16 protein-coding genes are annotated in these 22,942 nt (G+C 43.4%); 11 read left to right on the top strand and 5 right to left on the bottom strand.

Annotated elements, in window-relative coordinates:
- Positions 1–154: 154 nt before the first annotated feature.
- Positions 155–2,602, bottom strand: a complete 2,448-nt coding sequence (locus F6K63_RS17530) for an NACHT domain-containing protein (RefSeq protein ID WP_287312776.1) — start codon at positions 2,600–2,602, stop codon at positions 155–157.
- Between the two features lie 385 nt (positions 2,603–2,987).
- Between F6K63_RS17530 and F6K63_RS17525 the strand changes: the two genes are divergently transcribed.
- The gene (locus tag F6K63_RS17525) at positions 2,988–3,938 is read left to right on the top strand and encodes a lysylphosphatidylglycerol synthase transmembrane domain-containing protein (RefSeq protein WP_008181983.1); all 951 of its coding nucleotides are present in this window, start codon (positions 2,988–2,990) and stop codon (positions 3,936–3,938) included.
- A gap of 50 nt (positions 3,939–3,988) precedes the next feature.
- Here the strand turns inward: F6K63_RS17525 and aspS are convergent, their stop codons facing one another.
- Positions 3,989–5,776, bottom strand: a complete 1,788-nt coding sequence (gene aspS / locus F6K63_RS17520) for an aspartate--tRNA ligase (protein ID WP_008181984.1) — start codon at positions 5,774–5,776, stop codon at positions 3,989–3,991.
- 561 nt (positions 5,777–6,337) lie between these two features.
- Between aspS and F6K63_RS17515 the strand changes: the two genes are divergently transcribed.
- The 6 genes from F6K63_RS17515 (at position 6,338) to F6K63_RS17490 (ending at position 15,859) form a co-directional block, all read left to right on the top strand.
- Positions 6,338–6,748 carry a roadblock/LC7 domain-containing protein gene (locus F6K63_RS17515; RefSeq protein ID WP_008181985.1) on the top strand — a complete coding sequence of 137 codons (411 nt, stop codon included), beginning with the start codon at positions 6,338–6,340 and terminating at the stop codon, positions 6,746–6,748.
- 521 nt (positions 6,749–7,269) lie between these two features.
- Positions 7,270–8,130 (top strand): DUF4388 domain-containing protein, encoded by an 861-nt coding sequence (locus F6K63_RS17510; protein ID WP_008181986.1) that lies wholly within the window; start codon positions 7,270–7,272, stop codon positions 8,128–8,130.
- Between the two features lie 150 nt (positions 8,131–8,280).
- The gene (locus F6K63_RS17505) at positions 8,281–8,829 is read left to right on the top strand and encodes a GTP-binding protein (RefSeq protein WP_287312775.1); all 549 of its coding nucleotides are present in this window, start codon (positions 8,281–8,283) and stop codon (positions 8,827–8,829) included.
- A 950-nt stretch (positions 8,830–9,779) separates the two neighbouring features.
- A complete protein-coding gene (locus F6K63_RS17500) occupies positions 9,780–12,272 on the top strand; it encodes a response regulator (protein WP_287312774.1) in 2,493 nt (830 codons plus the stop codon).
- A 1,260-nt stretch (positions 12,273–13,532) separates the two neighbouring features.
- Complete coding sequence (locus F6K63_RS17495) at positions 13,533–14,291, top strand: DUF4388 domain-containing protein (protein ID WP_287312773.1); 759 nt, start codon at positions 13,533–13,535, stop codon at positions 14,289–14,291.
- Between the two features lie 722 nt (positions 14,292–15,013).
- A complete protein-coding gene (locus F6K63_RS17490) occupies positions 15,014–15,859 on the top strand; it encodes a DUF4388 domain-containing protein (protein WP_287312772.1) in 846 nt (281 codons plus the stop codon).
- Positions 15,860–16,059: 200 nt separating this feature from the next.
- Here F6K63_RS17490 and F6K63_RS17485 read toward each other — a convergent pair whose 3' ends face one another.
- Positions 16,060–16,704 (bottom strand): hypothetical protein, encoded by a 645-nt coding sequence (locus tag F6K63_RS17485; protein ID WP_008182005.1) that lies wholly within the window; start codon positions 16,702–16,704, stop codon positions 16,060–16,062.
- Between the two features lie 126 nt (positions 16,705–16,830).
- Here F6K63_RS17485 and F6K63_RS17480 point away from each other — a divergent pair, with 126 nt between their 5' ends.
- The 3 genes from F6K63_RS17480 to F6K63_RS17470 all read left to right on the top strand — a co-directional run bounded on the left by F6K63_RS17480 (position 16,831) and on the right by F6K63_RS17470 (position 19,604).
- A complete protein-coding gene (locus F6K63_RS17480; RefSeq protein ID WP_154659740.1) occupies positions 16,831–16,989 on the top strand; it encodes a hypothetical protein in 159 nt (52 codons plus the stop codon).
- A 693-nt stretch (positions 16,990–17,682) separates the two neighbouring features.
- On the top strand, positions 17,683–18,879 hold the full coding sequence (locus F6K63_RS17475) for an NAD(P)/FAD-dependent oxidoreductase (protein WP_287312771.1): 1,197 nt from the start codon (positions 17,683–17,685) through the stop codon (positions 18,877–18,879).
- Positions 18,880–18,950: 71 nt separating this feature from the next.
- On the top strand, positions 18,951–19,604 hold the full coding sequence (locus F6K63_RS17470) for an HAD-IA family hydrolase (protein ID WP_287312770.1): 654 nt from the start codon (positions 18,951–18,953) through the stop codon (positions 19,602–19,604).
- A 120-nt stretch (positions 19,605–19,724) separates the two neighbouring features.
- Here F6K63_RS17470 and F6K63_RS17465 read toward each other — a convergent pair whose 3' ends face one another.
- Entirely contained in the window at positions 19,725–20,324 is a 600-nt protein-coding gene (locus F6K63_RS17465) for a MiaE family protein (RefSeq protein WP_287312769.1), read from the bottom strand.
- 580 nt (positions 20,325–20,904) lie between these two features.
- Between F6K63_RS17465 and F6K63_RS17460 the strand changes: the two genes are divergently transcribed.
- A complete protein-coding gene (locus F6K63_RS17460; protein ID WP_008182011.1) occupies positions 20,905–21,651 on the top strand; it encodes a metallophosphoesterase family protein in 747 nt (248 codons plus the stop codon).
- Here F6K63_RS17460 and F6K63_RS17455 read toward each other — a convergent pair.
- Complete coding sequence (locus F6K63_RS17455) at positions 21,641–22,621, bottom strand: M48 family metallopeptidase (RefSeq protein ID WP_081431826.1); 981 nt, start codon at positions 22,619–22,621, stop codon at positions 21,641–21,643. The two genes, F6K63_RS17460 and F6K63_RS17455, sit on opposite strands and share 11 nt — an antisense overlap.
- Positions 22,622–22,942 lie beyond the last annotated feature (321 nt).

Here is a 22,942-nt window from a genome sequence, read left to right as displayed (position 1 = left end):
GCCTTTTTTATTTGATAGTTTAGTTAACTTTTTCTCGAACAACCCGAATCCCCTCCCAAGCTGGCATTCGACCAGTTCGTCGCTCATCCATTAATAAAAATAATGTGTAAATTGGCGCAATTTTATCTCTATTACTGGCATACTTACGGCTTAATTATTGACAATTTTCAACTGTCAAATGAACAGGTTTCAGGATTTGAGGATTGGTAGCAGCTTTTTTATAAATATCAGCTCGCACAGTCCAGGCAATAAACACTAACAGCACATAGAAGCGAAGTAATTTAAGATCTGGGTTTTCGTATCGGTCAAAGTCGAGGTTGAGGTAGGGATTGAGGTGGATATATTGACCTAGCTTGAGTTCTTTGTATAGGTCTTGGTATGGCTCAAGGTTTTGGTAAAGGTATCGATCGAGGTCGAGGTTTTGTTCAAGCTCTTGGTAAAGGTTTCGGTATTGGTAGAGGTTAAGCTCTAAATATCGGTAGAGTTGGATATCTAGGTATCGGAACAGTTCTAGTTCCCCCTCCAAGTCTAAGTTTAAATCTAGAGCTATATCTAGTTGAACAACATTAGCTAATTGTTTTTGCCAATTTTTCCACTTAGCTGCTTTTATGCCCACAATCACGTTGTGTTCTTTTTCCTGGCACCAGCAGCCTACTGGCTGTTCAATCGCTGGGTACTCCTGTGCTTCATCGGAAGTGGGCAATCTGTACCTGAATCCTGGTGTTGAGTAGTTTTGAGTCAACCATTTACAAAATGCTTCTGCATCACTAGCTCCAATTCCAGTAATTGGCTGATTTCCCTCTAACCCTATAAACCGTTTGCTTTCCCAATGATCTGGCTGATGATACTCACCTGCTGCTAGGGTCTCATCCAAAAATAATTGATACTCAGCACAGGTAATATAACTCAAGGCAATTTCGATTCTGTCATCAATCCGGAATAGTTGATTCAACCGCCTAGATAACTTAACCTCTGCAGCTACCTGAGCAATTTCTGGATTAGGGGATGCTAAATCGGCTGCTAGGACTTGTTCGAGTTGTTGCTCTAGCTTAGGCTTAACGGTCACCCCTTGCGCTAGGCAATCATAAGCAAGAGCTAAAGACTCTTCTGTAGCCTTTTCCAAGGCTGCACGAATCAAGTTAGTTCCATCAGCATCCGACGCCCAGAAGCGGATAGTTTCAGTCCACCAGGGATTATCCACGTTTTTAGTCAAGATCTGCTCTTGGTTCAGTTCCTTTACCTGAGCAGCGGCTAAATAGTCCTGAAAACTCTGGTGAACAAACTCGTAAATCCCTAGCCTCCTTTCCACTAATAACCCAGTAGCTGTCTCTATATGCTTAAGAAATTCCTTTGGTTTTAGCGGACTCCCCGCCACTGATGCTAAATGGTCTTGACTATCAGATGGGGTGAATTCACAAGTTTCCTGTTCCATCAACCCTAGTGCTAGCCTTTGTAAGACTGATTGTTTTTGCACGGTTGTGAGCTGTATAGGGATGTTCTGAGCTGATGACACCTCCAGCAATACATGGCAAATTTTGCTGTAAAGTTCTCCCCGACGCTCTGGTAACATGCTACCGCAAGCGTGAAGGGTAGCTATCATAGTTAGGAGCAGTGGGTTGCTTGCCATTGAAGCTATCGAGGGATTATGTCTAATCCGCTCTACTAAATCCTCAACTTGCTTCTGAGCTGATAATTGTTTTCCTCGACTACTAATCTTAGTTTGTCGATACCAGCCCTGAAGAAATTGCTGAATTTGGTTGAAATTGAATGGTTGTACTTCTAAAACTGTTTCGATCTGCGACCTCAGTATACTACGATAGCCCTGGGGACGATATGTCAGGATAAAAGCAGTTTGGGAATAGGTTTGCATCTGCTGGTTAACCCATTGACTCACCTGCTGACGCTGATCCGGATCAGCTACTTCATCCAACCCATCCAACATCACTAAGCATTTGCCATTGTCTAACTGATCCCGAAACCAATTAGCAGGAGGTTTCTCCAAGCCTGCGGATTGACCAAATCCTGGTAATGACCCTTCCTCAACTTGTTTCGTAACTAGCTGTGCCAATAATGGTGTTTGCTCACTAGTAATGCGATCGCAAGTATTCCGCAAATCTACCATTATAGGAATTAGTTTTGGCGCTTTATACTGGCGGTGAGCATTGTTGGCATAGGTCAGGGTCAAATGCTGCAAGGTAGTGGTTTTTCCTGCTCCTGGGGGGGCAATGATTGCCAAATGTCGATAGGCTGGTCTTTTAGGTATTTTGGCGATAAAATCCCAAATTTCCGGACTGATCTGAGATTGATGGGAGTTTGTCTTAGGTAATGGTCTATTACCTGGAATTTTTGTAGCGAATCTTAGGGGGACAAATACCTGCTCGAAATCCAACCTTGATAGCCTTGTGTTCAACACTACTGTCTTCAAGTCACGAAAACCGTAGACTAAGCTTTGGTAATACTTGTCTTGAAACTGTGAGGTTGATTTTCCGTCGTTAAACTGTGAGGTGAATTTTCCCCACAACCCCATGACCAAGTTTTCTTCCGGTTCCAAAGCTTTTGACTTGTTTTGGAACGATGGCTTGTCCGACATGTTTTCTGGCATAGTGATGCTACTGCTACAAAGCCCCTTGCTTTCGAGTGTAAGCGAGTCTAATACTAAGTTGCCGCTTAAAGATGTAATTTACTGGTAAGACTATCCTTGAATTTGACTGTTAACCGTCAACGGTAAACGCTCAATCCTCTTGGGCAAAAAACTGTTGCAATAGTGACCTCGTCATAACCCAATTTGCTGTAAACAGGCTGACTCGATCACAGTCGAGGAACACTTATAAATTTTACTAAAAAATGCTATACTTCAGATATATATTTACAACTATTAGTAATCTAATTGAGTCTTTAGCATTTTATCACTGTCATTCTTTGTCTGTCATTTGTGATATCTTCGTTCGTGTCGTATTACTTTGTAAAAATGCTAGAATAGATAGTCAATGAATGTAGCGATTAAGCGAGTCCTATCACCCCTAAAACCTTACCTACGCTGGGTAATCTTAGGTGGGACATTATTCTTTTTAGCAAAAGCCTTGAAAGACAACTGGCAAGAAGTGCTAGCGATTCGGATCAGCACTTCTGGATGGACTTGTTTAGCGATCGCTGTTGGCGTGACATTACTAGCCCACACCTGGACTGGCTGGGTTTGGCATTGGATGCTGCGGGAATTCGACCAAGAACCAGGGGTTGGGTGGTGTATCCGGATCTATCTGAAAGTTAACATTGCCAAATACTTACCAGGTAACGTTTGGCACTTCTATGGTCGGATCTGGGCAGCGAAAACAGCAGGAGTTCCATTGGGAGTAGCTACTCTGAGCGTGTTAATGGAACCTCCCATGATGGCAGTAGGTGCTTTATTGCTGGCTTTGATCAGCTCTCCTTTGGCCAGCCGGATCATTCAACTCCCAATTCTGTTTGCTGTACTGATACTGATTCATCCTTGGTGTTTAAACCCATGCCTACAGTATTTAGCTAAATTAACAGGTAAGAAGAAAAGCATTGAATCGGGTGTTGATCAGATTATCCGGGTCAAGCGCTACCCAATCCTACCATTGTTGGGGGAATTGGGCTTTTTGGGATTGCGAGGTTCAGGCTTTTTGCTTACCCTGTTAGCCTTAAGTCCAATCAGCCCCAGCCAACTCCCCCTGTTGCTTAGTGGGTTTAGTGTAGCTTGGCTGTTGGGCTTAATTGTCCCAGGGGCACCAGGGGGAGTTGGGGTATTTGAAGCCACTGCAGTGGGTTTACTAGAGCATGACTTTGCTCCGGCAGTGGTGCTGAGTTCGGTTGCCTTGTATCGTTTGATCAGTATTCTATCAGAAGTTGGCGGTGCGGCACTGGCATGGTTAAATGAACCTCCAAGCGATCGCTCTTCTAATCAAGATGAAGAATGAAGTCTTGATACTTCATACTTGATACTTCATAATATTTCATACTTCATATTTCATGCTTCATCGTGATAGGTAGAAGCTACGTACAACTCCTTTAACTGTTTATCATCCACACCACCTGGAGCATCGGTTAGCAAAGAACGTGCTTGTTGGGTTTTCGGGAAAGCAATCACATCCCGAATCGATTCTTCCCCAGCCAATAGCATCACTAGCCGATCCAAACCATAAGCAATCCCACCGTGAGGAGGGGCACCATAGTCAAAGGCTTCCAGCAGAAACCCAAACTTACTGTGAGCTTCTTCTTCAGACAAGCCAATAGCTTCAAAAACCTGTTGCTGAATCTCTGGCTGGTATATCCGGAGACTACCACCACCGATTTCTACCCCGTTCCATACTAAGTCATAGGCTTGAGCTCGAGCCGTTTTCAGATCATCTAAGTCATCAGGATGGGGAGCTGTAAATGGGTGGTGCAGTGCTTCTAAACGCTTTTCATCGGCATTCCACTCAAACATGGGGAAGTCTGTTACCCAGAGTAAGTTAATCTTTGTTGAATCAATTAATCCTAACTCTTGACCAATCACAAGTCGTAAGCGGTCGAGGGTTTTATTGACGATGTCAGCTGAACCAGCACCAAAAAGCAGCAAATGACCAGCAGTAGCACCAGTTGCCTCTAATAACTGCTGTTTTTGGCTATGACTTAGGTTATCCTTAATCGCCCCGATGGTATCAATTTCACCTCCTTCCCTCACCCGGATGTAAGCTATCCCCTTAGCACCAGCTTCGCTTGCTTCTTTGAATAAGTCACCCCCTGGTTTAATCCGGACATTCGATATAGCTTCATTACCACCAGGAATAGGTAGAACTTTGACTACACCCCCAGTCTTTACTGCACCGGAAAAGACTTTGAAGCCAGAATCTTTCATCAAATCAGAGACATTGACTAGTTCTAAGCCAAAGCGAGTATCGGGTTTATCACTTCCGTAGCGTTCCATGGCTTCAGCGTAAGTGAGGCGGGGGAATGGTCTGGGGATATCAATACCTTTGACTGTCTTAAAAATGTGACATACTAATGTCTCATTAAGCTGGAGAATTTCCTCTTGGGACATAAACGACATTTCCATGTCCAACTGGGTAAACTCCGGCTGTCGGTCAGCTCTGAGGTCTTCATCTCGGAAACACCGGGCAATCTGGTAGTATCGATCCATACCCGATACCATCAACAGCTGCTTAAACAATTGGGGGGATTGGGGCAGAGCGTACCACTGACCCGGATTCACACGGGAGGGGACAAGATAGTCTCTAGCACCTTCGGGAGTGGAACGAGTTAGCACTGGGGTTTCCACTTCGATGAAGCCTTGTTCATCTTCCAGGTAACGGCGAATTCCTCTAATCACTTGATGGCGCAGTTGCACGTTTTTGCTCATGCGATCGCGTCTTAAGTCCAAATAGCGATACTTCAGCCGTAAGTCTTCTCGCACTGACTCAGTATCAGCACTGGACACCTGAAATGGCAACTGCTTACGCACTTTATTGAGCAGTTCAATGTAAAGAGCGTAAATTTCTACCTCGCCAGTAGGCAATTTGGGATTAAGGGACTCGTCAGGACGCTTAGTAACTCGTCCGGTAACCTTTACTACATATTCATTGCGCAGGTGATCGGCATCTTTATAGGAATCAGGGGTACGCTCAGGGTCACTAACAATTTGGACAATACCACTAATATCCCGTAGGTCCAAGAAGATCACACCTCCATGGTCGCGACGTTTCGAGACCCAGCCGCACAGGGTAACAGTTTCACCAATGTGCTGGCTTCGGAGTTCACCACAATAATGAGTTCGCATAGTCTTTGTCTATAATACTGGTTCAATTAACTTACTTATCAGGCTAAACCCTGGCGCGTTATAGTCTTAGATTCTCAGCCTCACGGATGATATGTGCTGTTTTACCAGCACTTGACTAGGATTAAAATCCCCCGCCAATAAGCCGACCCAGGCAATTTCAGGCACCACAAAGTCTGAATTATAGCTCATTTGACCCGAGTCTAGGCCATAGTCTGACACTAGGGTGTGTTTTCAAAGTTTTCCGCAAGATATTAGATCCCCCCCAGCCCCCCTTATTAAGGGGGGAGCCATACTCAAAGTCCCCCTTTTTTAAGGGAAACGGGGGTACTCGGAGTTTGAAGACACGCCCTAGGCTTCCTGATCTGGGGGAAAAGGTTTCATAGGTCTTATTTACCTTCGGGCTATAGTTCCTGATCTGCTAACCCAAGCCACATCTCCGACGATTTTACGGCAACCACCGAGTATGGCAACTAGACCTTAATAATTGGCTAGACTTTCCCTATCACTCTATTTTCGACAAACTCGATTGAGCAGTAACGTTTTGATGAGGAATGGATAACCATGACCATTAATACCGCCAAGCTGGAGACCATTATCCAAAATTTTGTCACCAGCACCAGTGAGGTTCAAGGAGCTGCTTTAGTTTCTCCTGATGGGCTGCCTATAGCATCCAGTTTACCGAGCGAGATGGATGAAGAACGAGTATCAGCCATGTCAGCTGCTATGTTATCCCTAGGTGAACGGATTGGCTCGGAATTGTCCAGAGGCATTCTAGACCGCATTTTCGTAGAAGGTAATAAAGGTTATGGCATACTAACCAACTGTGGCGAGTATGCGGTTCTATTAGTCTTAGCCACCAAGGCAGCTAAACAGGGGGTGCTGATGCTGGAAATCAAGCGGGTGATTCCAGATTTGAAGGCTGCCTTAGAGCCTCACCAGAGCATACCAGGAATTTATGAAACAAAACTCTAGCTAAAGTGCCACAGCAACGATCTGAAAGGTTGCCACTGCTTAGATTAGGGTGGGTTAATTTTATCTTGACCAATAATTGAATATAATATATAATAATGATTTTGGTAAAAATGGTAGCTGTTATTTGAATAATTTAAGAAATCCTTTTGATTTTAGGTAACTCAATATACCTATCGTATTAACTGGAAGTGGCTATAGTGGGAAAACTATCTAAGCGCCAGGTTTGAGTTAAGCCTATTGCCAATGTCAGATTGCCAATGTCAGAAACCCTGCTGAACCTCTCCTCTCTAAGGCTTATATCTTCATTTTACGCATCAGTCATAAGATAGAAATTTTTGACTTTACACTTAGGGAATTACTAACCCAATGGTTAGAATTGTATTGTAAAATAATTAAAATTTAATAACTTTAATATAAAATCCGAAAAAATCGATCAAAAAAAATAGATTATTCATTATGTCTTGTGACTATCAATAAACTTAAGCCTAGTAATAGGTGACTTTCTTTATTATTGGCAAGTAATGGCTATCACGAGTTCTTTAGCGGAATTTTCCCTCCCAGAATTGTTTCAGTTCCTCGATCAAGGAAACAAAACTGGATTACTAACCCTCCGATTCAAGCTAAGTAGGCATAGTCAGGAAATAAAAGCTCGACATATTCTACTGCGCCAAGGTCGGATCTTGGCAGTTAGCTATCGTCTGGATCACCAATGCCTGCTGAAAATGATGTGTCAGCGGGGTTGGCTGAGCCCTGAGGTAATTAATGAACAGGTAAATCGATGTCCGGCGAATAAACCGATTGGTTTGTACTTGAAGACTAAGGGATTTCTGCATCCAGAGCAGTTGAGACTACTATTTCATGCCCAGGTTATACGCTCAGTTTGTGGCTTATTCCGGCTCAAAGATGCTAAATTTAGGTTTGACTCTAAGGCAACCTTGCCCACGATAGAAATGACGGGTTTAAGCATCTCAGCTACCAAAGCAACTCTAATTGGTCTGCGAGCTCTACCAGATTGGACTGGATTAGCAGACAAGCTACCTGAGACAACCTCAGCACTATCTAGGGCGATGGTTGGTCATCGCCAGTTAGGGCTAGACCCTATGGAAGCTGCAGTTTGGAAATTAGCCAATGGGTCGATTCCCCTCACTGATATTGCTACTCGGTTGGGGAAGTCTCTGGAAACGGTTCAACAGATATCCTTCCGGCTGATTAGCGTGGGTTTAGTCGCAGAAGTGCCTATGCTTACTTCATATCAACAGAACTATTGGCAATCACAGGGATTAGAGCCAGTCGCCGTTGGGGCAAATCGAACTGAGGAGGACAATCCTCAAGAGCTGAGCAATCGCTTTGTGCAACACTTACTTGGTTTCTTAAGGAGGTAATAACGATTAATAACAGCTAGGTACTTTTTGGAGTTAATGGTAGTTTTTCTGCAATCAGAGTATGGTAATCCTAATCCTGTGGTTGACAATAATGTTGTCGTGTTTCCGATTCTGCTTCAGAACGGCTAACAGCAAATAAGCGTGGAAATTATGCGTCTAGTTGTAACCGGTGCCGTGGGTGCTGGAAAATCCTCTTTCATTCGCTCGGTTAGCGAAATTGATGTAGTGGATACAGATTGCCTAGCAACGGACGTGACAACTAAAATTAAGCAAAAAACTACAGTAGCGATGGACTTTGGGCGTTTGGAATTTGCTCAAGATATGGCGCTACATTTATATGGTACTCCAGGACAGTCTCGCTTTGATTTCATGTGGGATATCCTGATTCGGAAAGCGCATGCTTACATACTCCTTGTTGATGCCCATCGTCCCAGTCAGTTTAGCTCTTCCCGTCGCCTGCTCAGTTTTATGGGACAGCGTGTGAAAATTCCCCTAGTGATTGGTCTAACCCATGTTGATTGTGAAGGAGCTTGGTCAGAAGAGGATGTAGCGATCGCGTTGGGCTTTGTGGATGAAAGCAATCGACCCCCGATGGTCAGCCTCAATGCCAATCAACGGGATTCTGTGATTCAAGCATTAATAGTGCTAGTAAAATATATCATTAAATGCGACATCTACCACACTCCCCCTAATGGCTAGAGTGTGGGCTGATCGCCGTAAAATCTAAATTTAGGATCTAGCGATACTAAGTTTTGGTGTCTTTAAGCCATTTTGAGGTGTTTTTTGATAACTAGTAATTTAGGTTAGTAGTAGGGTGGATAAGTCCCACCCTAGCAGAACTTACGCAGCAGTTTTACCTGTAGCTTCCGTTAATAACGCCCCCTACTAGTTATAGACTGTGTTGCCCAGTATTGAGTAACTCCTGCCTAGTTGTAGAGTGTTGGCTTTAGTCCACCGAAAAGAACGACAGGGTCGGAAATGGTATATTTTGAGAGTTTTCAGAGCTTTGATGGCTATAAATCCATAGATTTTCCAGAAACCAACATCAAGCCTGAATTTCTCAAGTTCTATTACTCAATTGGTTCTCGAGTGGTGACAAAGGACTAATAACAACTGCAAGCGGTGCAACCTAGGGCTTTGAAAAAGTGCTAGGGAACCCCTACCAAGAGAATGACTTACGAATTTGAGTTCAATTTGGTATTATCACTCTTTCTAGTGTTCTCGAATAACAGAGGCTTCCCACGCGACCCTTTTTTTTAAGCAGTGGTAACGCCACTGAATCCTAAGTTCCGATCAAAGATGCGGTGCGAAGCGCGCCCTTTTTGCGACGCGGTGTGACCCCGGTCGGGTTTCCCGACAAGGGTGAACGCCCACCAACAGAGCTAAGGGTGAATGCACACCAACAGAGCTAAGGGTGAACGCCCACCAACAGAGGGAAGGCTCACTTCTCAATTTGACACAATCTTTACACACTCTTTACAGAATTTTGAGATGATCCAGTGCAACTAGCCGTTACTAATGGTAAAACCCAAATAGTGATGAACACATATCAAGAAACTACATATAGCATCTGTCAAAAGAGGTATATTTTTGAGTGTTCTGTGTTTATCCAAAATTTGTAAAGGACTAGGCTTACAGCAGGATTGTTCATGAGACTTTTGCTGGTAGAGGATGACAATGCTCTAGCTCTAACCTTGAGTAAAGTGTTGAGAGAGCAGAATTATATTGTAAATATTGCTGGAGATGGGGAAGAAGGTTGCGAGTATGCTCAAGCCTTTACCTATGATCTGATTGTGCTGGAAGTGGATTTACCCAAGCTCGATGGTATCAGCTTGTGTAAGCGACTACGGCAGGCAAGCTATGATAGAGGGATTTTGCTGTTGCTTTCTCAAGCAGCTACTGCTGAGCAAGTCAAGCTTAATGCTGAAGCTGATGATTATATTGTTAAACCCTTTACAGCCAAGAATCTGTTGACTCGAATTAGGACATTACTGCGTCACCACAGTGTTTCTGGATTAAGGCTACTGGAATGGGGTGATGTCTGCCTAGACCCGAGTACCTGTGAAGTAACTTATAAAGGTCAACTGCTCCATCTCTCACCAAAGGAATACGGTCTTCTAGAACTATTCTTGAGCCATCCGCGCCGAGTATTTAGTCAGAGTTTCATTCTCGGACATCTGTGGTCATTTGAAGACCCTCCTTCACCAGAAACAGTTAGGGCACATGTTAAGGGGTTAAGGCGCAAGCTCAAGAGTGTTGAAGCTGATGATATGATTGAAACTGTCTATGGTATGGGCTATCGCCTCAAGAGCTTACCGAGGAGCATCAGAAAGAAACTCAAACCAACCCCAACCAGGTTCAATCAGCCTTGGGAGCGTTCTAAAGGAACCATGTGGCGTCAGTTTGCCACTTTAGAACAGGCAGTTAATGCTCTCGAAGCCGGACATCTTACTGAGGATCTGCGAAAACAAGCCCAGCAGCAAGTCCACAAGCTCGTTAGAGCTTTAGATAAGTTTGGCTTAGTGGAAGGATCACGGCTAGCCCAAACTATTGAGTACTGGCTACAGGAAGTCAGTATAACCAAGACAAGGAACTCCGGTAAAGGTAGATATCTGTCAAGACGCAGGAACTATGACAACCAAATAGAATTGCCTAGTCCTCAATTACAGCAGCTAACCTCCCCAACTAATATTCAAAATCTGGCATCTTTGGTAGCACTTCTGTCTGAAGAACTCCAGCAACCTCCATCACCATTCTCTGGTGATGTCAGTAGTGAGTTGGAAGATAATCCTACCATTACTGTATTAAAAGACTCTGAACTAACCGAGGATGATAGATCAGAACCCCTGGCACCCGACCAATTCCCAAAAAAGCTTCCCTTGATTTTAGTTATCGATGGAGACGTGCAACTGACACAACAGTTGGAAAGAGAAGCAGTCAATTGGGATATGCAAGTAAAAGTTGTCCTAGATCCCAGGGAAGCCAGAGTTGTCATGGATCAAGAAATACCTGATGTTGTGCTACTGGACTTGATGTTTCCCAATTATCCAGAGGTCGGAATCGCACTCCTAAAATATTTCCAGAACCAATACCCTCAAATCCCAGTAATCGTTTCTACACAGCAAAATCGGTTTAGCGATCGCGTTGAGGTTGCTCGTCAGGGAGGAAGGGCGTTTTTATCCAAACCCGTTACCCCAATACAGTTACTAGAAACCGTTGAAGATGTCTTAAATCAAGACAGACCTTCCACCGCCAAAGTCCTGGCAGTAGACGATGATCCCCTAGTGCTCGAAAGTATACGACACTTCCTACAACCTTTAGGAGTGCAGATTATTACCTTAGAAGAACCCGATCAATTTTGGGAACAGCTCGAAGCGACAGGACCTGATCTACTGATTTTGGATTTAGACATGCCCCAATTCAATGGGATTGAACTGTGCCAAGTTGTGCGCAATGATCGCATCTGGCATGGATTACCTATCCTATTGCTTTGTGAACACCTAGACTCTGAAACAATTCACCGCATTTATCAAGCTGGAGCTGATGACTATATCTTTAAACCGATAACGAAATCCGAGTTAGTCACCCGTGTTTTCCATCGTCTAGAGCGTACCAAACTGCTCCGTAGTTTAGGAGAAACTGACCAATTAACTGGTGTGGCTAATCGTCGTCAATCTACCATAGAATTTAACCGATTACTGCGCTTATCCCAACGGTACCATCAACCTCTTTGCTATGCCTTATTGGATTTAAACAACTTAAAGCAGGTGAATGAGCAATTTGGTCATGTGATGGGAGATAGAATGCTTAGGCGGTTGGGACAAATCTTGCGGCAAAAGTTTCGCAGCGAGGATATAGTTGCCCGCTGGGGAGGTAAGGAGTTCTTCATCGGGATGTATGGTCTCAATCGACAGGCTGGGGTCAGAAGGCTCCAAGAAATTTTGGAGACTGTTAGTGAAGAATTTGATGACTGTGATCTAGTGCAGGTAACATTTAGTGCTGGGGTGGCAGAGTACCCTGAGGATGGCACAGACATCGAAAGCCTCTATCGAGCCGCTGATGAGGCTATTGAGCGAGCCAAAGCCACTGGTCAAGATTGTGTATTCCCAGCTCAATCCCTAGCTGGAAAGATCAGTCAGTAGTAATTTTTCAGTAGTAATTTTTCAGTAGGTGAGCAAAGCTTTCTGAGCCTTACACCAAGCTGATTTTGATCCATTAAACCCAATTGCTACTAGGTAGGACGTGAAAAATGGAACCGATACATTCACATTTTATTTACAACTTACTCGACTATTTCACAATTGGCTCTAATATAAAGATACTTTAAAGATTATCGGTTCAAAGATATTGATCTTTGATTTGGAGTTAGGCTCAAAAGTATAAAGCTTGAGAGTAGCCATCAAGCATAGGTCATTTTTATGACCTCATTAGGGTGTAAAGCTTATTTAGTCGAATCCGACAATAGTTCAGCAAGAGCGAAAGTGCAGACTTTCCGTCGGAATCGACGTTCATTGATCCAAGTCGCAAACCTTCGTTGCTTTGTTTCTAATCCGAATATTGGGTGGGAAGTCAGGCAATAGTAGTTTGGCGGTTTGATCCCGCGATTTTTCAAACCGTGGAACCCCACGCTTTTTTAAAGCGTTAGGGAATGCGCACCAAGAGATTGATTTTTGTGGGCTTTCATCTGAAGGGGGAATCTAATCTCAAAAAAATAGGTTGCAGCCCATAGAGTTTGTAGGGCTTACCCTGAATGGATTCTCGTACAGATATGATGCCCTTATGGGAAGCCGCTTTCGCGCCCATAGGCGTTGTTGTTCTTCTTTGAGGTGGCTTTTGGCTAGAGTAGCCCTTGCCATTAAGTATAGCCATTCAATGAAGGGTAACGTAGGTTGTGGATGCACAGCCTATTGGCGAGGGCGTCAGTTGAAAGATTTTGATCCAACCCTAGTAAGCAATTACTGATCAGAGTCTAACTAAAAAATCAAGCCTTACCAATAGGGTATAGAACAGGGTATACAACCGTTTATAGCCTATGAATGTGCTTTTCCCCTCGCGTGTTAAATATAAAATTTGTTGGAAAATTTATCTGCCCATAGCAATAATTTTGGTATTCCAGATCTTAAGGTAGAAGCGTTTTAGGAAAACTTTTTACCAATCTTAACATCGCTACCACCTAATCAATTGAGGGGTCTGACCTTTCGGAAACTGTTACCAATTATTGTTTCTCTCAAGAGGATTAATAAATTGATATGGGATTTAATTTCAAATTAACAAGCCACTCAGGTCATAAAACGTTGACTTTGACTTTTAAAAATGATTTCCAGGTGTTTTTTTAACAAATATTAATATATTATAAATTAGTAATTTCCGCTAACCCTTTAGTATGAAGCCAATTAACAATTATGTCTGTTACAGGCCATTTAACCGATATTTCCCTACCAGAAGTGTTTCAGTTTATCGCCCAGGGACAAAAAACTGGTTTGCTAAGGTTGCTTCCCTTGCCAATAAACCAAGCAACCCCTAGGAGGATTCATTATATTTGGGTATATCAGGGTCACCTGGTGGCAGCTGCAGATCGGTTAGACAATCAAGGTTTGGTATCGCTGATTGTTGAACACTGCGGGGTTAGCGAACGGGTAATTGCTAAGTTAGCTCAGCTGTGTGCCATAGATAAACCTCTGGGTTTATGCCTCAGAACTCAGGGTGCTTTACAAGGTGAACAATTAAAACAACTATTTCGAAGGCAAATTTTACAGCATGTGTGTGCTTTGTTTCAGCTCCGAGATGGTCAGTTTAACTTTGAACAGAATGTACCCATACCAACACGAGAAATGACGGGTTTGAGTATGCCAACAAAAATAGCTATGTTGAAGGGATTGCGATCGCTCCGCAACTGGGAAGCTCTGGCAGATAAATTACCTGACCCGAATGGCGGTTTGGTCAGTATCAACGGTGGTCAACCTAAATACAGTTTGGATTCTATAGAGTGGCAAGTTTGGGAGTACACCAATGGCAATGTTTCTCTCAAGAGAATTGCAAGGCAACTGAGAGTACCAGTAGAAAAAGTGCAACAAGTTGCTTTTAGACTAATCACAATAGGTTTAGTAGAAGAAGTTCCGTTATTGGTTAGCAACTTATGTGATATATCTACATTTAAGTGACAGTAAAATGTGGTATTATGAGCCCTTTTTTAAGGGTATCAAAACTTGCTTAAAGTAATAAGTAAAGGTACTATTAATTATGGATTTCAACACAACTGTATTTCCTCAGAGCGAGTTTTAGAGTTCGGAAAATTTTTGGCATTGCTCGGACTTTGGTTGATTGCTCAGTTGATATCACCGTTAATCCAAAGCTGCAAATTGTAATCAAAATAGTCTTGAATACTACAATCATTTCTTTGGCACTCATCTCGATAAGAAAAGAGTTGAGACTTAGAGGCAGGGTTTTAATCAAACACTATGTATCCAGGTTCTTCAGCTACGTTTACAACTATTCAAAAGAACTTTCACGCATCAGCATCAAGCGACGATTTATTTAATTCCAACTTAGCACTTTGTCGATTTGGCCAACCTTATAGTAATATGGCGAAACATCTTTGCTCCGATAAAAAAAACAACCTCTGTCTGGGATTGATGAGGAGCTGAGTGCTCAAAGGTTGCGTCTCTACCTGGAAAGCCCAGACCGATGGCTAACCTACTTCTTATATTTGTCCTAAGTACTCTCGGCTTTAGTAAACAAAAGCCAACGCCCAGGGTGACACATGGGGCTGATCGCGGTTGAGCTAAAACTCGGATTGTGCCGCACAAACCATCTAACACTATATAATTTATTGTCACTCATAGTTGACACTTTCAAGGTGCTCTCTTGGTTTTAATTACCCGACATGTCCCTTAATGGTTACCTAAGCGACTTATACTTGCCAGAACTTTTTCAGTTTCTAGAGAAAGGAAAGAAAACTGGTTGGCTCAGAATTACTGCCTTACCCAGAGTTTCTGGATACCGGCGACCAGTTCATCACTTTTGGGTGTATCAGGGTCGGATTGTGGCAGCAGCTAATCGATTGGACCATCAGGGTTTAATTGTCCTGATTGCTCAACATCAGTGGCTTAAACACAGTATAGTCACTACACTAGCTCAGTCATGTACTCCCAATCAGCCACTGGGTTTATACCTCCAAACTCAAGGTATTTTACAAACTGCACAACTAAAATGGTTGTTTCAGATTCAAATACAACGGCAAGTGTGTCCTTTGTTTGAACTCAAAGATGGTCGATTTAAATTCGAGCAGAACGTGCCGATCCCAACCCTGGAAATGACCGGTTTAAGTATACCGGCAACAGAAGCGACATTGATCGGATTAAGGGAACTGCACGACTGGGAGGCTTTGGCTGAGCAATTGCCTGACCCTGATTGGGGTTTAGTCAGTACCATCTGCGATCCACCCCAATCCCATTATCGACTCAACGTTTTAGAATGCAAAGTGTGGAATTATACAACAGGCAAAGTTTCTCTCAAAGCGATCGCAAAGCACCTGAAACTACCAGTAGCACAAGTACGGCAGATTGCGTTTAGGCTAATCACAGTGGGTCTTGCACAAGCAAAACCTTTGTTGAAGGATACTTCTCATAAACACTTGGACAAATGTATACAAAACCAGATTGCTCTGGACAAACAAAAATATCCATTCATTAGCTTCCGCTGCAATTCATCCCATGTCCGAAAGCAGTAGCGTCGGCATCGGATGAGCGGACAGGGCAGGGCAAAGGGATATTATTTTTGTACATGCTGGCAGGGTAAGGATTTCAGCGATCGCTTATCTTTATTAATTTATTAATACACTTTTTACTGGATAAGGGTTTTGGAATTTAGATGGGGTTTGCCTCTGAAAGCGTCATAAACTGACGTTTTGTGTAAGTTTGATCGAACAGTTCAAAGATAAATATCTTCTCCTTGCTCTGTGAAGCGAACATCTTTAATATTCAACTGAGAGTTAGCAGTAAGAGTTTTACGCAAACTACCGAAAAGGGCAAATTGCTCACAAGTGGAGAGGGAGACAAACTGCCGCTGGGAATCTGGTGATAGGCGCAAATCGACGGTAGCCACACCAGTATTGGCATTGACCTTCACGCGGTATCCCGATACATTAAAGTCACTGGAGTTACCAGTCTCTAAAACTTTTCCTATAACTGTATTTACTGGATTTCCTACTGGTACAGCTACCTGTTCAGATACCAGAGACTGACACTGACTGTCAGCCCGATAGACATTAAGAATTACTCCGTTAGCTCGATTGCTATTATTATTACCTTGGCTGACTGTAGCCTTAAGCGCGACCTTACCAACCTTGGTTCCTGGTTGAGTTTCTTCCGTAGGTACAGTAATCTTAGGTAGAGTAGTATTAGAGGGTGCTACACCAGTGGTAGAGCTAGCCTCGGTGGCTGGTTCAGCAGATAGATTCGCTACAGGAGTTTTCTGGGAACCAGGATTGTTATCACTCACCAAACCATAGCTACTGAAACCAACGACAATTGCTCCAATCGCAACAGGAGCTAGATAGTGTTGAAAACTTTTCATTTGGCAACGCTGGCAAACAATGCTTCTAGCTGTTGTCTAAAGCAACAGTTACATCAATCAATATTCAAGGTAGAGCGTGGTTGATCAGGATAAAACAGTTAAAAAATAGAAACTAGAAAATAAAAATTGAAATCATTTTCACGCTTATATCCCAATTCTGGGGCATTAGGGCTATACATCAATTTAATCTGGCCATCTCCCGACACTGCCAACACTCTCGACACTCGTGACACTCCCGAGCTCCCCATCTGTATCTATAGTCCTACTTTGAAGAATTGGTATTAACTATGGGGGAGGTTAGTAAACAGCTAGAGAAAATGTCGCAGAGTCTACCAAAAACTCTGATTATTTGTTAAACTTAAATTACGGTAACACCGACAGGGATTATTATGTAACTTAAATTAAAGCCGAAAATCAAGGGTTTAGTAGTTGCGCTCTCTATCCCGGTGTTAGACTTTTTTGACATTTTTATGGCGCTCGCGGGATATTCCGTCAGAGCTTTGGGAGATACCCCCTGGATGCTATTGCATCTTGCATTGGCGAGCCAGAATTTGCCTTTGGTAGGTTTTGGTAGCTAAAAAGTATCGGTTAAACCCAGCTATCCTGTTGTAATAGCCTTGCTATCGTGACATACTCCTACACTGAGTCTTAGAGTTCAGTGTAGGCTTCTTGCCAACTCCACCCAACGGTTAGGATACAAGGCCGTAGGCCACGCGGGGCGCGTTCGGCAAGCTTTATTAACGACACGGGATGCCCCGACCCACCGGAACAATACAACTCGTTCTATTTTTTAGGCACGCAGGTGGCGGTTAGCTCTTAATTTGTTTTCCCTGCTATCTTCATTATAGATGAAAATAAAAAAACAAAGTTCCGCCTCCGCCATTCATCCCACGCCCACCTTTGGTACGGATATGGGGCATAAGCGCGGATCAAGCTAAAAGAAGTTCCCCTAACACGACATCCCCGATTCAATCAACCATGACTAAACAACCAGCCCGAATCTGCATTCTCGGTGGAGGCTTTGGGGGTCTCTATACAGCCCTACGCTTAAGCCAGCTGCCTTGGGAAAAGCTCGAACAACCAGAAATTGTCTTGGTTGATCAAAATGATCGCTTCTTATTTTCACCGCTGTTGTATGAACTGATCACCAGCGAACTACAAACCTGGGAAATTGCTCCACCCTATGAAGAATTGTTAGCAAACACAGGTGTACGGTTTACTCAGGCAGCGGTAGCAGGCATTGATGTAGAACAGCAGCAGGTACAGTTAGAGACTGGATCGGAATTTCAGTATGATCGCCTGGTGTTAGCCCTAGGTGGAGAAACCCCTTTAGAGCAGGTGCCTGGGGTGGCTGAGTATGCTATCCCGTTCCGAACTATTACTGATGCCTATCACCTGGAAGAACGCTTACGGATTTTGGAAGAATCCGATACAGATAAAATCCGGATCGCTATAGTTGGTGCAGGTTACTCTGGTGTTGAACTAGCTTGCCATCTAGCCGAACGGTTGGGAGAGCGCGGAAGGTTGCGGTTGATTGAACTCGGTGATGTGATTCTAAGAACATCAACGGACTTTAACCGAGAAGCAGCACGCAAAGCTTTAAATGAACAGAAAGTCTGGATTGATTTGGAAACCAGTGTTGAGTCCATTGGACCTGACACCATTTCTCTGTTGTATAAAGGACAGGTGGATACTATTCCCGTAGATTTGGTGCTGTGGACAGTAGGCACAAGAGTGACACCAGTTGTGCGATCGCTTCCGCTCAAACAAAACCACCGTGGTCAGCTGACTACCACCTACAGGTTACAAGCGGTTGACCATCCCGAAATTTTTGCCCTAGGTGATTTAGCCGATTGCCGAGATGCTGATAATCAACCAGTTCCCAATACAGCTCAATCCGCTTTTCAGCAAGCCGATTATGTGGGTTGGAATGTCTGGGCTTCTTTAACTGGGCGTCCCCTGCTCCCCTTCCGTTACCAGCAGTTGGGAGAGATGATGACTTTGGGGAAAGACAATGCAACTCTGAGTGGTTTAGGTCTGAAGCTGGATGGTCCTTTAGCCCACATAGTGCGGCGACTTGCCTATCTTTATCGAATGCCAACTATAGAGCACCAACTGAAAGTTGGCATGAACTGGATTACTCGACCATTAACTGATCTGCTGTCTGGAACATAAAGGCATATATACAGGAACATGGAAAATTGAAATTAAATGAACAATTAACCATTAACAATTAACCATTAACCATGGAAAAACCGCGAGTAATTTTTCTAGATGCTGTCGGTACCCTATTTGGTGTTCAAGGGAGTGTAGGGGAAGTTTATAGTGCGATCGCTAATCAATTTGGGGTTACAGTACCTGCTTCAGCTTTGGACAAAGCCTTTGTCAAAGCCTTCGCCTCAGCAGAACCAGCGGTTTTTCCAGAAATAGATCCTGAAGAAATTCCCCAGCGAGAATTTGAATGGTGGTGGGTGATTGCCTCCCGCACCTTTGAACAAGTTGGTGTACTTGACCAGTTCACCGATTTCATTGATTTTTTTGACGAACTCTATGGGCACTTTGCCACTGCTCAACCTTGGTTTATTTATCCGGATGTTATCCCAGCTCTGAAAGCATGGCAGCATAGTGGTATTGAGTTGGGTGTCGTATCAAATTTTGATTCCCGTCTTCATCTTGTCTTAAAAGCCCTAAAATTAGAAGAATTTTTCTCCTCCATCACAATTTCGACCCAAACTGGCTTTGCCAAGCCTGATCCACAGATTTTTGCTGCTGCTTTACAAAAACATCACTGTAGTGCTCAGGAGGCTTTTCATATTGGTGATAGTTTTCAACAAGACTATCAGGGTGCTCAGGCAGCTGGCTTGAGAGCATTTTTTATCAAGCGCAAACCAATGACTTAAGCATTACGCGATGCTCATAGGTCGCTGCTACGCGAACGCACCAATTGTTTTCCACAACAGTTTATGGTTGATACCCACTGCTCTGGTATAGTTTGACTACTTCTTTGAGGAGACTGGCTGCTAACTGTGAATTCTTGGTTCTGGGTAAAGGGTAACCAGCAACTCACTTTCTTTAACTGCTAACTCATCCAACCGCTGAGCTACCAGTACTCGCTCAAAATAGGTATCAGCCAGTACCCAGTAAACACCATAGTGACGAGCCTCAGATGCCATCAAGCTACGATAAAATTTTGCTAAAGATGGATCACAACAGTGAGTTGCTAGTAATCCCAAACGTTCGTGAGAACGAGCCTCGATCAGTCCAGCAACTAGTAAAGAATCCAACAACCGTTCTGGTTCGTTTCGGCGAATCTGAGCTTTCAATCCAGCTCCATAGGGTGGTGAAGAAAGGGGACCTAAGGGAATGCTACGCTTTTCTAGCCACTGGTTAACTTGCTCGAAATGTTCTAGTTCCTCACGGGCAATCACCGTCAGCTGACGCACCAGTTTACTGTAGGATGGGTAGCGAAACATTAAATTCAGTGCTACTCCAGCCGCTTTACGTTCACAATGGGAATGGTCAAGTAAAATAACATCAAGGTTTGCAAGGGCTTGCTCGATCCAAGCCTGGCTAGTAGGTTGTTTGAGGGTATTAATCAAAGGCAGACCAGAAGAAGACACGGTTTTTGTTCAAATCAGAGTAGTTGGCTTGTTCATTGCAGACAGCCTTTGGTATCGGTAGGGGATGCTATTAATTTTAACTGAATCTTTTCAATCCCCGTCTTGTTAAGGGGCAGGTGTAATCCCTTCAAAAACTGGGTTCAATACCCGCTTTTGTAGCAACAAGTTGGGTCGTAAACCCCGACTTAACCGTAGCAAATCCGGGTAGTTCATGATAAATTTACATAGACACTACACATAAATACTTATAAGACAAGTTAAACTAGCTACTTGAGCCTATTCCTCAAAACTATTACACTTAACGACTCTATTCAGGAATAGGAAATATCTTAAAAGGAAGACCACTCTCACAGAATCGGTGCATATATCTACAAATAGGTATGAGGCTAATGGTATTAGGTATTAGCTACAACAAAAGCAGTTGATAGCCTCTGTGCTTGAGGAGGGCTGCTTCATACGCTGGTCAGAACCCGCTTAGCCATTTAACCTAGAAATCTGATGCCTAAAGCCATTAACCTTAAATTTTATATGAAGGGATCTACCTGATATTTAACGAAATTAGATTTGGATAAGTAAAGTAATGACCCACCGTCGTATTGTTATCGGTGACGTTCATGGTCACTATAATCCTCTTATGACCTTATTGGATGCGATCGCACCCACTAGTGACGACACCGTTTATTTTCTCGGAGACTTGATTGATCGAGGACCGATGAGTGCTCAGGTTGTGGAATTTGTCAAGCAAAATGCTCACCCCTGTTTATTAGGTAATCATGAGCTGATGTTACTAGAAATTATCGGTAACAATTCAGTACCTAACTCAACACGACAAGCCTGGCTCTATAGTGGTGGTGAAACTACTATCAACAGCTATGGTGGAAAAGTCTGCCAAGATCACCTAGATTGGATCAAAACACTGCCAACCTACATTGATTTAGGAGATACCTGGCTAGTTCATGCCGGGGTTAATCCTCGCATGACCATTGAGGAGCAAACCGTTGAGCAATTTTGTTGGATTCGGGATGAATTTCACAGTATGCGTGAACCTTACTTTCTCGACAAGCTGATCATCACCGGTCACACCATGACTTTCACCTTACCAGGAGTGGCTCCCGGTACAATAGCCCAAGGTTGTGGTTGGCTAGATATAGACACTGGTGCTTATCATCCCAAAAGTGGTTGGATGACAGGTCTAGACATTACCAATAATCTTGTTTATCAAGTTAACGTCTTTCGGGGTTATGTTCGCCAATTCCCCTTGGAAGAAGCCGTGACCAAGATAGAACCTAGTAAAATATGCCGACGTCAAGTGTTGATTACCTCCTGACGGTTCTAGAGGTTAACAAAAAAACTATTGGGCAAGCTTGCGGCTCTTGAGCTAGCTGTGCTGATCTGAGCACTCGCCCTCTACGACCTGTTGTCCTTTTGAGGGCAGCTTTTTTCTGGTTGCGGACTGCACGAGTTTTGTTTTTGTAAGCCCGATTGTTTAATCCATCACCAACATAGGCACGATTTGAATCGATAGACTGCTCCAAGGAATCAATTCGGTCTGCTGTTGACGGATGAGTACTCAAAAACCCTGGAATAAAGCCTCTTTGCTTGAGTAGTTTTTTCATAAAGTCTACTGATCCTATCGGAGCATAGCCTGCTTGTTTTAAGTTCTTGATACCTAGTTCATCCGCTTGAAATTCATGCTGACGACTGTTGGGACGACGTAGTGCTAATTCCACGCCCAGATTAACCATCGTGTTGCTATCAACTCCAGCCGCTTCTGCTAAACCTCTAGCGATCGCGGCTTGCTTAATTTGCTGGATACTATGACGACCTACGATATGACCAATCTCATGAGCCATTACACTTGCCAGTTGAGCTTCATTGTCTGCTGCTGCGATTAAACCCGTGTTAATATAAACAAATCCTCCCATGGTAGCGAAGGCATTAATATTACCATCATCGACCACCTGGAATGTATAGTTAATGTTTGGACGTTCGCTCCTTTTAGCTAGTCGCTGACCAATTTGATCAACATAGCGATTAATTTCCCGATTGCGATAGAGCTTAAATTGCTTTCCAACAAGTTGCTGATTAATTTGCTGACCAATTTGGACTTCCTGTTGATCAGACATATTAGATAACTGGATAATCTGAATACCACGCAATAGCAGCTCTAACCAAGGAACCCCTTGGGCGATCTGGGCTGTTCCCACCACCAGACTCAGGGATAGAAGCATGCTGATTAACGGATATAACAAATGACGTCGATAACGGGAGTAAATCGATAATATATTGCTGAACATAGCAAAATTATGAATTATTAAATCGAAAAGAGATTATTTTAGCTATTATCCCTTTTTCCACTGGAAAAAGGGTTTGCAGCCATGGCTTGCTGTAGAGGAGCCTTGTCTTTAACATCATAAGTCAACTCTCTACTAGGAGTTGTCTGCCATAATTACTGACCAGTAGCATTCCTCGTTATGGTTGAACCCCAAATAGGGTAATATGTTCCACAGACGAACCTGGTGTTTGTTATTCTCACTCACCAGTTATGGATAACTCTAATTATAGGTATTAGGTAGATCAAAAGCAGTTAACAGCCGATATCCTTTAATAGGAGCCCT

The organism is Moorena sp. SIO1G6 (genome assembly GCF_010672795.1).
GTDB classification, from domain to species: domain Bacteria; phylum Cyanobacteriota; class Cyanobacteriia; order Cyanobacteriales; family Coleofasciculaceae; genus Moorena; species Moorena producens.
The sequence above is the reverse complement of the archived record's forward strand: the minus strand, read 5'-3'. Positions and strand labels throughout refer to the sequence as shown.

Excerpts from the sequence above, each read along its gene's own strand:
- F6K63_RS17490 (WP_287312772.1), top strand. The coding sequence starts at position 15,014 with ATGTCCCTTAATGGTTACCTAAGCGACTTATACTTGCCAGAACTTTTT.
- F6K63_RS17515 (WP_008181985.1), top strand. The coding sequence starts at position 6,338 with ATGACCATTAATACCGCCAAGCTGGAGACCATTATCCAAAATTTTGTC.
- F6K63_RS17530 (WP_287312776.1), bottom strand. The coding sequence starts at position 2,602 with ATGCCAGAAAACATGTCGGACAAGCCATCGTTCCAAAACAAGTCAAAA.
- F6K63_RS17460 (WP_008182011.1), top strand. The coding sequence starts at position 20,905 with ATGACCCACCGTCGTATTGTTATCGGTGACGTTCATGGTCACTATAAT.
- F6K63_RS17495 (WP_287312773.1), top strand. The coding sequence starts at position 13,533 with ATGTCTGTTACAGGCCATTTAACCGATATTTCCCTACCAGAAGTGTTT.
- F6K63_RS17525 (WP_008181983.1), top strand. The coding sequence starts at position 2,988 with ATGAATGTAGCGATTAAGCGAGTCCTATCACCCCTAAAACCTTACCTA.
- F6K63_RS17500 (WP_287312774.1), top strand. The coding sequence starts at position 9,780 with ATGAGACTTTTGCTGGTAGAGGATGACAATGCTCTAGCTCTAACCTTG.
- F6K63_RS17505 (WP_287312775.1), top strand. The coding sequence starts at position 8,281 with ATGCGTCTAGTTGTAACCGGTGCCGTGGGTGCTGGAAAATCCTCTTTC.
- aspS (WP_008181984.1), bottom strand. The coding sequence starts at position 5,776 with ATGCGAACTCATTATTGTGGTGAACTCCGAAGCCAGCACATTGGTGAA.
- F6K63_RS17475 (WP_287312771.1), top strand. The coding sequence starts at position 17,683 with ATGACTAAACAACCAGCCCGAATCTGCATTCTCGGTGGAGGCTTTGGG.
- F6K63_RS17510 (WP_008181986.1), top strand. The coding sequence starts at position 7,270 with ATGGCTATCACGAGTTCTTTAGCGGAATTTTCCCTCCCAGAATTGTTT.
- F6K63_RS17455 (WP_081431826.1), bottom strand. The coding sequence starts at position 22,621 with ATGTTCAGCAATATATTATCGATTTACTCCCGTTATCGACGTCATTTG.
- F6K63_RS17470 (WP_287312770.1), top strand. The coding sequence starts at position 18,951 with ATGGAAAAACCGCGAGTAATTTTTCTAGATGCTGTCGGTACCCTATTT.
- F6K63_RS17485 (WP_008182005.1), bottom strand. The coding sequence starts at position 16,704 with ATGAAAAGTTTTCAACACTATCTAGCTCCTGTTGCGATTGGAGCAATT.